The sequence below is a fragment of the Pseudomonas sp. MF7453 genome (genome assembly GCF_016405455.1).
GTDB lineage: Bacteria > Pseudomonadota > Gammaproteobacteria > Pseudomonadales > Pseudomonadaceae > Aquipseudomonas > Aquipseudomonas paralactis.
The window spans coordinates 103,026-115,456 of record NZ_JAEKCN010000017.1 but is presented as its reverse complement, the minus strand read 5'-3'; the positions used below and the strand labels follow the sequence as shown (position 1 = coordinate 115,456).

The window sequence follows — 12,431 nt, the reverse complement described above, 5'->3', positions numbered from 1 at the left end:
GTGACAGATGAGTTAACTGACCCACCGCCATCGCGAGCAAGCCCTCTCCCACAGGGATCCGAGCCGGGCGCTGATTCTGCGAGCGATACATGGCTAATGTGGGAGCTGGCTTGCCTGCGATAGCGGTATATCAGTAACAGACGAATTAACTGACCCACCGCCACCGCAGCATCAATATTTATATCTACACAACTTCGGCACGACGCTGCACCTGTGGCGAGGGAGCTTGCTCCCGTGAAGACCTGACAGCCGACGCTTATCTCCCTGACTCCCACACTCCAACTGCGGGCTTGCTCGCGAAGGCAGCCCGACAGCCGACGAAAATGCGGGATCAGACCCCGTACTATCCGGTACTCAGGCAACGGCTACTTAGCGCTCCACCCAAACGGCAGCTCACTTTGCAAAGCAGCAAAGCAAGCAAAACACTCTCGCCCCACCACCCCATCAATCATCATGCAACAACCCCGAACCATACTCCCCATAACTACTCCCCAGCCCACTGCCACCGAAATTCATCTTCGCGGCTTTGTTGGGACTATGGTCGCCAAATGCCTGGCAACCGCCTGAAAAGCACGGGTCGCTGCTGGTCACGCTCGATGAAGATGAACAAGCACTCAACATCAACGTGCCGGTGATCATCACAACTTTGACGAGGTTCGAGATCATGGTTTCAGTTCCCTATGGGCTGGAGGCGCTGGGGTCCTCTCTCAGTAGGGGATCGTAGACCTCAACGGCGCAGAGAATTATGAAACTTTGCTGGGTGACAGCATGAGTTCAGGTTGCCGCCTTGGATAAGGCGGCAGGGTTGGTTGTCAGGCTTTGACTGGGGCGGTTACAGGCGCAACTTGCTCCTGGGCTCGGTCAACGAGTAGCGAACTCAACTCGATTAACTGCTGAATGCCCAAGGCGATGGCGCGCTGGGAGTCGTCGAGGTCAAAAGCCAAGGTGGCGGCCATTTCGTTGGCGGATGCCAGGTTTTCGGCGGCGTTGGCCAGGAGGGTTTCGGGGTCGATGGTTGGGTTTACGAGGAATAGGTTGTTGCTTGGGAGTTCAACAGGCGCAGCGTCGTCGGATGGGGGCAAGTGATGATGGATTGCTCGCTGGGCTGCGGCTTGAAGCTTGGCATCCACGGACGATGCGGTTTGATCAGTTGAAGAACTGCGTGTGTTGTTGTGCATGGGCGAAGCTCCAAATATTTACGGGAGTTTAAAACGCCTTAGCAATACGGACTTCCACCTCCGGCCGCTGGGTTTGCAGCGGCTTGAGGAGGTTAGCTATTGGAGGGCTGAGGGGCAAGCCGAGAAAAGCGTGGGAAATTTCTCAAGCAATATCGTCATCAGCCCTCAAGACCGTTCATAAGCTAGTGCAAATTCTATAAAACCGAAAAGGTCTGCGCATCAATGTAGCCATCACCGGTGATAAACTCTCTCAAGACATAATGGCGAACATGATAGCTAAATTCATCATTCGTGCTTCGACTAACAGAATTGAACGCAATCACAGCGGGATGAGACTTTTGATCACTTCTAAAAATCTCAAAGTCACGCAGCCTACGTACAAAATCTGGATGACGGCCAAACTCTCGAGTTAACCAGTAATAAACCGGAAGCATTCCTGAAGACTTAAGCAGAGAATTCCCATGACCAAAAACCTTATACATCAAATCAAGATTATTCATCACTCTATCTGCCGTTTCAGCAAATCCACTCTCCGTAAGTATCGCCTCAGAAACAAATCGATCAAGATTAGTCTTCTTCGTCTCCACAAAGGAACCACGATGCTCAATAATTAGTAACTTTGCAGCTACGTTCTCATGTTGTTTTCGCTGATTTGTGAATCCTACCCCTGCTGCGAAAAAAACGTGCCCAGCAATCGCTCTTATATATTTCGGCACATCCCCAGCCATAGCACTACGCACTTCCGCACCAGTCAAAGGCTTGCTTTTATTAAGCCTCACAAACAAATCATTAATCCGATCGGCTTGATTTGTTATTACAGACATAACTGACAAATTAAAACTTTCTATTCTTCGAATTATTCTTGGATGCTCACTCTCCATATCTCGAACGGTCATACCGGCGAGACGAACCGACTTGTCGGCCAAATACTTCATATCCGAATTTAACGATATGCGCCCATCCAAAAAATCGAAAATCGCCTCAAACCTTTGCCGCCCATCAATCACAGCATAAGGCCTACCAGCGGTATTCAAATCACTACTAGAATAGCTAAAATCCGCAATATAAAACTTAGGAACATCGTACCCATTAATAATTGAGTCGATCAAATAAGCCTTATCTTTAGGAGCCCACACCCCAGACTTCCGCTGATATGACGGAGACAGATCAATTTGGTCTCTTTCTGCATACCACCAACTAATACTAGTGGTGGAAAACGGACGAACTACAAAAATATTATCCATAATTAAAATCCGTACGAAGTCTTAATTTCAGCACCAAGCCCAGAAAGATCTGGATACACTACCGAATGAGTATACCCGATTGCGAGTAGCGTCTCATACATTACCGCCTTCAAAGCAGCTGGTATTTTAAAGCACGTCAAGCAGTCATCTGCATACCTTTTATGTTCCATAGGTTCGGATGACTTGCAAAACATGACGAACGTCCCTCGCTGCGCAGTTATCCGTGGATTTGTATGGTTTCCGAAAATAGCTATGGGATCATTTGGCGAAAAGTCATCACCAGGATCCTTTAGAAACTGTGTAGCTTGCGACATTGTAGGGTCAGGTATACGATCCAATTGCGCATTATTCAACGCGAGCTTATTCCATTTGATAGGATCCAACATCCAAATACAAGCATCATCTTCCTTAGCGCTACTTGACAAAGCAAAGTATAGTGCAATAAACGGATTTTCCGTCCAATCCAACAAACGAGTCGGCACTCCATAGTGCTGCTGCAAAAATAGCCAATCAAAATCTGTAGTAGGTGTCACAGACAAGAATGGGGCACTCGTCTGAAGGAATCGCATCTTAAGTTGCTGCTCCAACTTCAAGGGATTCTTCGTTGCAGCTAGCACTTCTTTATGCCTAAGCAGCGTGGGCTCAAGTCTATATAGTGGATACTTGCCACTACCACGAAACCAACGGGGGCTTTTTGAATCTTCTAATGACGCCTCTATAAACCGCATGATTTCATGCAGCTTGCCAACTTCAACTGGATCCTTCATGTACCGTCGTCCATTACCATCAGTGCGATTTCATTAATGAATGCCATTTGCCATCATGAGACTCAATCAATGATCGCCTCAAGTCAACATGAATCAGGTGTCGAGATCAAAATATCGTATGTAAACCATCTTCACCGAAGCATGGTCGAGCGTTGCCCCCATCCTCATAGACTACTGAGTCAACCAAGCACACCAAGGTGTAAGATGCCCCACAACCGTCCATCATCGAGGCCGCCATGACTGGGATATCCCTAAACCTGCCGGAAGACCTATCCAACTCTCTCGCCGACCTGGCCAAAACCAATGGCCAAACAGCGAGCTACCTGGCGATGGACGTTCTTCGAGACTACATCGAGCACGAAAAAATACTGACCGCTCAGATCGAGCTGGCGGTAAAAGACGCCGACGAAGGCAAATTCGCCACTGATGACCAAGTAGCAGCCATGCACGCTAGGCGCTGGAGCAGGAATGCGGGTTGAGTGGCTTGAAAAAGCACTCAAAAATCTGGAAGACGAAGCGAGCTACATCGCTCTCGAAAATCCAAAAGCCGCTGACGACTTCTCGAATGCCATTTTCGCCAGTGTCGACAGGCTAGCTCAGTTTCCTTCCATGGGCCGCGACGGTCGGGTGAAACATACCCGCGAATGGGCAGTTCCCAACTAGTCCTATCTGATCCCGTATAGAGTGCGGGGTGATCGACTGCAGATCCTTGGCGTATTCCACACACGGTAACGTCCTCGCTCGAAGTGGTAATGCGCGTAAAACTTGCCTCTCCGACACCCAAGATCCGTTCCTGATAAACTGCGCCCCATTCGCCTCGCTAACTCAGATCCCCCATGTCCCTACAAACCGCCCCACTCTCCCGCCGCTTCTCCGTCGCCCCCATGATGGACTGGACGGACCGCCACTGCCGGTTCTTCCTACGCCTGCTCTCCAAACACGCCCTGCTCTACACCGAGATGGTCACCACGGGCGCGATCCTCCACGGCGACCACGACCGCTTCCTGCGCCACAACGAAGCCGAGCACCCGCTGGCGCTCCAACTGGGCGGCAGTGTCCCCGCCGATCTGGCCGCCTGTGCCCGTATGGCCGAGGCCGCAGGTTATGACGAGGTGAACCTGAACGTCGGCTGCCCCAGCGACCGCGTGCAGAACAATATGATCGGCGCGATCCTCATGGCGCACCCTGCCCTGGTGGCGGACTGTGTGAAGGCGATGCGCGATGCGGTGTCGATCCCTGTGACGGTGAAGCACCGTATCGGCATCAATGGCCGGGACAGTTATGCCGAGCTGTGTGATTTCGTCGGGACGGTGAAGGATGCCGGTTGCACCAGTTTTACCGTGCATGCGCGGATTGCGATTCTGGAGGGGTTGTCGCCCAAGGAGAACCGGGACGTTCCGCCGTTGCGTTATGACGTGGCGGCGCAGTTGAAGCGGGATTTTCCGGAGTTGGAGATTAATCTCAATGGTGGGATCAAGACGCTGGAGCAGTGCCAAGAGCATTTGCAGACGTTTGATGGGGTGATGCTGGGGCGGGAGGCTTATCACAATCCGTATCTGTTGGCGGAGGTGGACCAGCGGTTGTTTGGCAGTGAGGCGCCGGTGATCAGTCGGGCGGAGGCGTTGGCGCAGTTGCGGCCTTATATTGCTGAGCATTTGGCCAGTGGTGGGACGATGCATCACATTACTCGGCATGTGTTGGGGTTGGGCACGGGGTTTCCAGGGGCGCGCAAGTTCAGGCAGTTGTTGTCGGTGGATATTCATAAGGCGGCGGATCCGTTGGCGTTGCTGGATCAGGCGGGGACGTTGTTGGAGGGGCGGTGATTGGTCGAGTGTCAGGTAGATGCTCATTGGGCGTACCGGCGTTATCGCAGGCAAGCCAGCTCCCACATTTTTGCCTGGTGAGTGTCAGGCAAGTGCTCATTGGGTGTACCGGCGCTATCGCAGGCAAGCCAGCTCCCACATTTTTGCCTGGTGAGTGTCAGGTAAGTGCTCATTGGGCGTACCGACGCTATCGCAGGCAAACCAGCTCCCACATATTTAGCGGTGATTGCAAGGGCGCGGCAGTTGCTGCCGGCCCTTGCTGCACTGTTGCTTAGTTTTCCGGCACTGTTCCTTTGGGCACAGTTACCCATTGGTCGGTGTCGCGGTTATACCTTTTCCAATCTTTATCGGTCCTGACTTTTCGGTAAAGCGTGTTGAATGTGGTGCCGCCGAGTATTTGCAATTGAACTTCACCGCCTGGGATTTTGCAGTTAACCAACCCCAGAATGGGTGAGTTCGGGTTTACTTGCAGTGCATACACGGCATCTCCAAAGGTTCCGGTGGTGGCGTAGTCCAGTGCAAAACTCACGAACTGACTTTTCGGGGTGTCGCTGGACTGTAAGGCGAGCAGTCGCATTGTCGTGTAGGTGGCACCGTTAAAACCCAGCGCGTGTAGGTCAGGCCCATCGATGGCCCAGTACTTTTCGGGTGTGCCACCGTCCCTTAGGTATTTATCCAGGTCGTTCTGTGCCTTGGAGTAGATCACCCCGGCCTTGAGTTTCTGGACGTGCCAATTGTTGGTGTCCGCGCTCTCATACGCGCGGTACACCCAGGTGGCAGGCGCAGTCACTCGGCTGTCGGTGATCTTGCCGCCGTAGGATGAGGTCAGTTCGTTTTCCTTTTCCAGGGTGCGGCTCCCCATGGGTTTACCTGCCTTGGCAGTGTCAATGATGCCACGCATTTCCTGGGTATCGTAACAACCGGCGCTGAGGGCCTGCTGTACCGTCACATCGGCAAATACCGTTGTTGAACAAATAAAACCGAGGGCGGCGAATAGTGTTGATATATTCCGTTTCATTACATCTCTCCTTTGCTTTCAAACTAACGAACCAGCAGATTTCAATGCACAGACGCACACACTTCGCCGCGGACAGTTATGTCATCAGAGTTTTTATCGGCCCAAGTTAGCGCTTGCCAGTCAGGTATAGCACAAGTAAAAACAGCAACAACTAAAGAGCTGGAAAATAAACTTTTCACAACTTCAAAACATTGATATTGCCTCTATCAATTGGCTTGAAACCAGTGGCGCAGGACGGGTGGAATCCAGTTGAACCTAGCCGCGATTTTGCCCTCCAATTGAGCACCACTGCCGGTAATTCAAACGGCCGTTTTCAGGTTGTTGCCCGCGCAAACGACCTATCGCATTTGCGCCCTTGAGCGCCTGCCAGCGCTCGGGTAATGTCATCAGACCCACAGGACAGAGCACGCCCATGACTTCCAAGCTGGAACAACTCAAGCAATTCACCACCGTCGTAGCCGATACCGGCGATTTTTCCACCCTCGCCAAGCTCAAGCCACAAGACGCCACCACCAACCCTTCCCTGCTGCTCAAGGCTGCGTCGATTCCTGGCTATGCCAAGCTGCTGGATGAGTGTGTGCAGGATTGCAACGGCGATGTGGGCCTGGCCAGTGACCGCTTTGCGGTGGCGGTGGGTCAAGAGATTCTCAAAGTAGTGCCGGGCCGTATTTCCACTGAGGTGGATGCGCGCCTGTCGTTCGACGAGGCCGCTATTCTCAAGCGTGCCCACCGTCTGATCGACCTGTACGACAAAGCCGGGGTTAGCCGCGATCGCGTGCTGATCAAGATCGCCTCCACCTGGGAAGGCATCCGTGCCGCCGAGAAGCTGGAAAAAGAAGGCATCCAGACCAACCTGACGCTGCTGTTCTCCTTCGCCCAGGCCGTTGCCTGTGCGGAAGCGGGTGTGTTTCTGATTTCGCCGTTCGTGGGCCGTATCTACGACTGGTACAAGAAGGCCAACGGCACCGACTACACCGGTTCCGATGACCCGGGCGTGCAGTCGGTGACGCGCATCTACAACTACTACAAGGCTAACGGCTACAAGACGGTGGTGATGGGTGCGAGCTTCCGTAACCTCAGCCAGATCGAAGAGCTGGCCGGGTGTGATCGCCTGACCATCAGCCCGGACCTGCTGGAGAAGCTGGCGGCGGATGAAGGCAAGCTGGAGCGCAAGTTGGCGCCAGGCCATGCCGGTGAGGCGCGGGTGCATATGACTGAAGCGCAGTTCCGTTGGGAGTCCAACGAGGACGCGATGGCGACTGAGAAGCTGGCGGAGGGGATTCGTCAGTTTGCTCGGGACCAGGAGAAGCTGGAGGCGTTGTTGTCGGCCAAGCTGTAAAGGCAGATAGCAGCAAAAGGGCGGTACCTGTGAGGGTGTCGCCCTTTTTTGTGCGTCGGTGTCACCGCCGTCCAGTGTGGGAGCTGGCTTGCCTGCGATAGCGGTGGGCCAGCCAACACTTCATCGACTGACAGTGCGCAATCGCAGTTCAAGCCAGCTCCCACAGGGGAATGTGTTTCAACAGGGAGGCTGTCAGTGCCGCTCGAGGGCGTTGACCAGGTCGTGGAAGGCTTCGCGGTTGGACTCGTTGAGGCCCATGAGGATCTTGTGCGCTTCCAGCACCTTGACCCGTACGATCTCTTCGGACTGGTCCTGGGACGGCAGGTCGGTGAGGCATTCCGGGCACGGGATGGGGCGGTCAACGATGTTGAACACCTGGTCAAAACCCATGGACTGCAACAGACGGGTGATGTCTTCGTGGGTGGTGACCACGGTCGGCAACAGGCCGACCTTCTGCCGCGACAGAATGGACAACTTGGCCAACAGGCCCAGGGTGGTGCTATCGATGCTGCGCGTTTCGGTCAGGTCGATCACGATCGCCGAGAAGTTCAGCGCTGTGAAGATCCGCTCAATCGTCGCATCCAGGGCCGAACACAAGGTCAGGCGCACTTCACCGACAAATTTCAGGACGAAGGTCCCGTCTTGCTCGGCGAACTGGATTCTTCCGGTACTCATCAAAGATTCCTGCTCAACACCAATAGGGCGATATCATCCGGCATCTCCCCTAGCGTGGCCAATCCAAAAACCTGCCGCAGGCCATCCAGGCTGCCGCCCGCCGACTTGACCTTTTGGGGCAAGGCGGCTTCTTTCTCTTTGAGTGTAGGCTCTGGCAAAAGGTCCAGGATGCCGTCGGACATCAGCGTCAGGCTGAAAGTCGGCGGCAGTTCCAGGATGTGGTCTTCGTAGGTGGCTTCGTTAAACAAGCCTACGGGCAGGCCACGCCCTTCCAGGTAGCGCACACTGTCAGGAGTGTACAAAACAGGCATCGGCAGGTGACCGCCAATGCTGTAGGTCAAAAGACCGGTTTCTTCGTCGATCACGCCGCCGACCATCGTCACGTGCTTGCCCAGCTTGCAGCTGATCAGGCCCCGGTTGATGTGGCCCAGCACCTCGGAGGGGGTGAACTCCGGCAAGGTGCCATTGCGCTTGGACTCAAACAACAGCCGTGTGGTCATGAACTTCAACAACACGGTCACAAAAGCTGAAGACGCGCCATGGCCGGACACGTCGGCCAGGTAGAACGCCACACGGCGCTCGTCCACACGGAAATAGTCGACAAAATCACCCGACAGGTACAACGACGGGATGATCTGGTGGGCGAACGTGAACTCGTCAATCGTCCAAGGGCTGACCGGCAGCATGTTCATCTGCACCTGGCGACCGGCGTTCTGGTCTTCCTGCAGCAGGTTCAGGCTGGCTTCGAGTTCGCGGTTGGCGGTTTCGAGCTTTTCGCGGTAGCGCTGGTTTTCCAGGAGCAGGCGTGCACGGTCCAGGGCGCGGCGCACCGAGTGCTCCAGCACGGCCAGGTCTTCCAGGGGCTTGATCAGGTAATCGGCGGCGCCCAGGCGCAGGGCTTCGACGGCGTCGTTCATGACCCCGGCACCGGACACGACAATCACCGGCGTTTGCGGGGCAAGGTCGGTCACCTGGCGAATCAGCTCCAGGCCGCCCATCTGGGGCATGCGCAGGTCGCAGATCACAAGGTCGGGCTTGTCGCGCTCGAATACCTGGAGACCCTGTTGGCCATTACTGGCCTGCAGGACGCTGAAGCCACTGTCTTCCAAGTAGGCCGCGAGGCTCGCGCGCACTACTTCGTCGTCATCGATTATCAGCAGCGTGGCACTGGTTTTTTGCATGTGGGCAAACGGCGCCAGAATTAGGTTGGCGTAGGCGGCTCGGCAATGGCCGGGCTCACGTACTGGATTCGCTTTCTAGCCTCTCTGTCCTACAAAGCATTGGGATTTGGCCCATGCACAACGGTAAAGCAGAGGTGCCCTTCTAAGGCGCAGACGGTACTCCCATCCGTGAGGGGTTTCAAGCTCATGGCGATGGTCGCCGGGCGTCTTTACCCTGCAAATCACCGGGAGTTATAAGAACGGCTTGGACCACAACACAAAGTAAGGTTGGAGCACGCATAAAAAAGGCGACCTTCAGAAGGTCGCCTTGGTTTATTTCAGGAAGTTACGGCTTAAAAGTCGTCGACAACCTTGCCATCCTTGACCTTGAACTCACGGTTCTGCAGGTAGGCGTTACGAATAAAGGTGTACTTGTCGCCGCTGATCAGCTTCTCGCTGTCGAGCAGGCTGGCGCGCACGTCAACGACGTTGAGGCCGAAGGTGCTGTTACGCCAGCCGATGTCGTTCATGTAGCGGTACGGCAGGGTGTAGCTGTCGACGTACTTGGACGGCGCATCACGCAAGGTGCTTGGGCCCAGCAATGGGATCATCACGTAGGGACCGCTGCCGACGCCCCAGTAGCCGAGGGTCTGGCCGAAGTCTTCGTCGCTGCGTTGCAGCCCCATTTTGGTGCCTACATCGATAAAGCCCAGCACGCCGAAGGTGGTGTTGACCAACAGGCGAGCGGTGTCGACACCGGCATTATGAGGCTTGAGTTGCAGCACGTTGTTGGCCAGGTTGCCGACATCGCCGATGTTGCGGAAGAAGTTGTGAACGCCATCCTGCACAAATTGTGGGGTGACGAACTGATAGCCCTGGACAAGTGGCTTGAGGGCGTAGGTATCAACGGTGTCGTTGAAGGTAAAGATCGGGCGGTTGACGCTTTCCCATGGATCATCTTCCGACGCGGCCTGAGCGGCGAACGGTGCCAACAGGATGGTGGCACACACCGACAGCTGAGCGAAGTATTGGCTCCAGCGCATAGCTTTTGCTCCTTGAATGGTCTGTCATGGGCGCTATGCCCTGAATAAGGCCGTCAGTATATGACGGAAGTGTTGGTTTAGGCAGCCACAACGAAACGACTTACTTAAAATGAACAAATTTCCTACAAATAGCGACAGTGTCATGCCCTTGTCATGGCGCGCCGATAGCGTGGTTGCTATTTCAGGGACGTTCAGATGCCACACGCCGAGATTGCCGTCGCCACCGCCCCCTCGCTGACTGCCGTGTTATTTGGCCTGAGTGGCTGCCTGGTGGATTTCGGTTCCCAGGCCCGCGGCGACTCGCCCTCCCCCGACGCCCAGGCCACGCCCGGGGCCCTGAAAGTTCTGCGCAGCCTGAAGGAGCAAGGTGTGCCCTGCGCCTGGCTGGACGAGTTGCCCCCAGCGGTGACCACCCCGCTGTCCGCGGGCTTGCCCGGCTGGCTCAAGGCTACCTCGCCCTCCTCCATCCGCTGGCCAGCCCCTCACGCTTGCTGGCAAGCCTTGATGGAGTTGAATATCCAACGCCTGGAAGGCTGCGTGCTGGTCAGCGGCGAGCCGCGCCTGCTGCAATCGGGCCTGAATGCCGGTTTGTGGACCATCGGCCTGGCCTCCTGCGGCTCGCTGTGCGGTCTGGCACCCGAGCAATGGCAGGCGCTGACCGAGCAGCAACGCGAACACAAGCGCGCCAAGGCCACGGTGGCGCTCTATGGCCTGGGCGTGCACTCGGTGATCGATCACCTTGGCGAACTCGGCACCTGCCTGGCAGACATCCGCCTGCGCCAGCTCAAAGGTGAGAAGCCCTGATCAAGATCATGCACAGTTGGCCGCAGTGGATTAATCTACAGGCCAGCCCGTAGACCTTTCCCGGCGCGCCGCGGTCTATGCCAGTGACTATCGATAAAAGGAAAGAACGTCATGCCTGATCGCAAAAAGCTGGAAGAACAGGTCGAGATCCTGCGTGGGCAGTTGGAACAGGAGCCACCGCTGTCACCTGAAAAACGTGAAGCGTTGGAGGAATTGATTGCCAAGTTCGAAGTGCAACTTGAATTGGAGCCGGCCACTCAGACGCCGAGCATCTCCGACGATGTGAATCAAGCGGCCATAGAGTTCGACGCTGAGCACCCGGTCATTTCAGGGACATTGCGCAATATCATGATCACCCTGGGCAATATCGGCATCTAACCCAATCCCAAACCAAACACACAACCAAATGTGGGAGCTGGCTTGCCTGCGATAGCGGTGTATCAGTCACTTGATGAATGACTGAAAGATCGCAATCGCAGGCAAGCCAGCTCCCACAGTTTTTTGTATGAAGGCTTACTGACGCGCCAGGCGCACGTTCAGGAACTGGGTATTTTCAGTGCTGCGGTAAGGGTTGATATCCAACCCACCCCGACGCACATAGCGCGCATACACGGTCAACTTCTCCGGCTTGAGCAAACGCTGCAAGTCCAGGAAGATCCGCTCCACACACTGCTCATGAAAGTCCGAGTGCTGGCGAAAGCTGACGATATATTCCAACAGGCTGGCGTGGTCCAGTGCCGCACCGCGGTATTCCACCACCACGCTGCCCCAGTCAGGCTGGCTGGTCACCGGGCAGTTGGATTTGAGCAGGTGGCTGTGCACGCTCTCCTCCACCACGCGCGAATCATCGCAACGCAGCAGTTCCGGGCGCGGGTGTTCGTAGCTGCTGACATTGATATCCAGCTCATCAATGCACACGCCCGGCAGCGCCATCACGCCTTCGGCCTCGATGTCAGCCAGGCTGCGAATACGTACGGCCACCGGCTTGCCGGCAGCAGCACTGAGGTCGGTTTGCAAGGTAGCTTCCAAACTTTGTGTATCGACAAACGCCGTCTGGTTCAGCGAGTTGAGGTACAGCTTGAACGACTTGGACTCGATGATGTTCGGCGAGTCGGCCGGAATGCTGAACTCACCGATGGCTACCACCGGCTTGCCCGAGGGCAACAACCAGGACAATTCGAAGCAGTTCCAGAAATCCACGCCCTTGTACGGCAGGGTGTCGGCGCTCAGGCCCAGTTCGGCCCACTTGGCGGCACGCGGGATCGGGAACAGCAACGAAGGCGTATAGGTAGAGATGTATTCACTGGACTTGCCCAGCGGCGAATGTTCGGCTGCGGGATGCATGGCGGAAACCTGGCTAAATAAACCGCGCCAGTCTAC

14 protein-coding genes and 1 pseudogene are annotated in these 12,431 nt (G+C 55.4%); 6 read left to right on the top strand and 9 right to left on the bottom strand.

Annotated elements, in window-relative coordinates; all coding sequences use genetic code 11:
• Positions 1-444: 444 nt before the first annotated feature.
• The 4 genes from JFT63_RS23915 to JFT63_RS23900 form a co-directional block, all read right to left on the bottom strand.
• Positions 445-666 carry a hypothetical protein gene (locus JFT63_RS23915; RefSeq protein WP_153475125.1) on the bottom strand — a complete coding sequence of 74 codons (222 nt, stop codon included), beginning with the start codon at positions 664-666 and terminating at the stop codon, positions 445-447.
• A gap of 146 nt (positions 667-812) precedes the next feature.
• Positions 813-1,178 carry a DUF6124 family protein gene (locus JFT63_RS23910; protein ID WP_198844914.1) on the bottom strand — a complete coding sequence of 122 codons (366 nt, stop codon included), beginning with the start codon at positions 1,176-1,178 and terminating at the stop codon, positions 813-815.
• 194 nt (positions 1,179-1,372) lie between these two features.
• Complete coding sequence (locus JFT63_RS23905) at positions 1,373-2,422, bottom strand: DUF262 domain-containing protein (protein WP_198844913.1); 1,050 nt, start codon at positions 2,420-2,422, stop codon at positions 1,373-1,375.
• A 2-nt stretch (positions 2,423-2,424) separates the two neighbouring features.
• Entirely contained in the window at positions 2,425-3,189 is a 765-nt protein-coding gene (locus JFT63_RS23900; protein ID WP_198844912.1) for an FRG domain-containing protein, read from the bottom strand.
• Between the two features lie 236 nt (positions 3,190-3,425).
• On the opposite strand from JFT63_RS23900, the gene JFT63_RS23895 reads away from it, so the two are divergent.
• The 3 genes and pseudogenes from JFT63_RS23895 (at position 3,426) to dusA (ending at position 5,012) form a co-directional block, all read left to right on the top strand.
• Complete coding sequence (locus tag JFT63_RS23895; RefSeq protein WP_198844911.1) at positions 3,426-3,668, top strand: CopG family transcriptional regulator; 243 nt, start codon at positions 3,426-3,428, stop codon at positions 3,666-3,668.
• Positions 3,658-3,921 (top strand): annotated as a pseudogene (locus tag JFT63_RS23890) (type II toxin-antitoxin system RelE/ParE family toxin). Before JFT63_RS23895 ends, JFT63_RS23890 begins: the two are co-directional and overlap by 11 nt.
• A 104-nt stretch (positions 3,922-4,025) precedes the next feature.
• Positions 4,026-5,012, top strand: coding sequence for a tRNA dihydrouridine(20/20a) synthase DusA (gene dusA, locus JFT63_RS23885; RefSeq protein WP_198844910.1), 987 nt, complete (start codon positions 4,026-4,028; stop codon positions 5,010-5,012).
• Between the two features lie 271 nt (positions 5,013-5,283).
• Here the strand turns inward: dusA and JFT63_RS23880 are convergent, their stop codons facing one another.
• Positions 5,284-6,030 (bottom strand): hypothetical protein, encoded by a 747-nt coding sequence (locus tag JFT63_RS23880; protein ID WP_198844909.1) that lies wholly within the window; start codon positions 6,028-6,030, stop codon positions 5,284-5,286.
• Positions 6,031-6,442: 412 nt separating this feature from the next.
• Between JFT63_RS23880 and tal the strand changes: the two genes are divergently transcribed.
• Positions 6,443-7,369, top strand: coding sequence for a transaldolase (tal, locus tag JFT63_RS23875; RefSeq protein ID WP_198707554.1), 927 nt, complete (start codon positions 6,443-6,445; stop codon positions 7,367-7,369).
• Positions 7,370-7,561: 192 nt separating this feature from the next.
• On the opposite strand, the gene rssC is transcribed toward tal, so the two are convergent.
• The 3 genes from rssC to JFT63_RS23860 all read right to left on the bottom strand — a co-directional run bounded on the left by rssC (position 7,562) and on the right by JFT63_RS23860 (position 10,247).
• A complete protein-coding gene (gene rssC / locus JFT63_RS23870) occupies positions 7,562-8,044 on the bottom strand; it encodes an anti-sigma factor antagonist RssC (RefSeq protein WP_010212025.1) in 483 nt (160 codons plus the stop codon).
• Complete coding sequence (rssB, locus tag JFT63_RS23865; RefSeq protein WP_054899086.1) at positions 8,044-9,225, bottom strand: two-component system response regulator RssB; 1,182 nt, start codon at positions 9,223-9,225, stop codon at positions 8,044-8,046. Before rssB ends, rssC begins: the two co-directional genes overlap by 1 nt.
• Before the next feature lie 332 nt (positions 9,226-9,557).
• Positions 9,558-10,247 carry an MlaA family lipoprotein gene (locus tag JFT63_RS23860; protein ID WP_057704676.1) on the bottom strand — a complete coding sequence of 230 codons (690 nt, stop codon included), beginning with the start codon at positions 10,245-10,247 and terminating at the stop codon, positions 9,558-9,560.
• Between the two features lie 195 nt (positions 10,248-10,442).
• Here JFT63_RS23860 and JFT63_RS23855 point away from each other — a divergent pair, with 195 nt between their 5' ends.
• The gene (locus tag JFT63_RS23855; RefSeq protein ID WP_186562316.1) at positions 10,443-11,051 is read left to right on the top strand and encodes an HAD family phosphatase; all 609 of its coding nucleotides are present in this window, start codon (positions 10,443-10,445) and stop codon (positions 11,049-11,051) included.
• Between the two features lie 111 nt (positions 11,052-11,162).
• On the top strand, positions 11,163-11,429 hold the full coding sequence (locus JFT63_RS23850) for a DUF4404 family protein (protein ID WP_043047481.1): 267 nt from the start codon (positions 11,163-11,165) through the stop codon (positions 11,427-11,429).
• Between the two features lie 135 nt (positions 11,430-11,564).
• Here the strand turns inward: JFT63_RS23850 and queF are convergent, their stop codons facing one another.
• Entirely contained in the window at positions 11,565-12,395 is an 831-nt protein-coding gene (queF, locus tag JFT63_RS23845) for an NADPH-dependent 7-cyano-7-deazaguanine reductase QueF (RefSeq protein WP_057704678.1), read from the bottom strand.
• Positions 12,396-12,431: the final 36 nt, after the last annotated feature.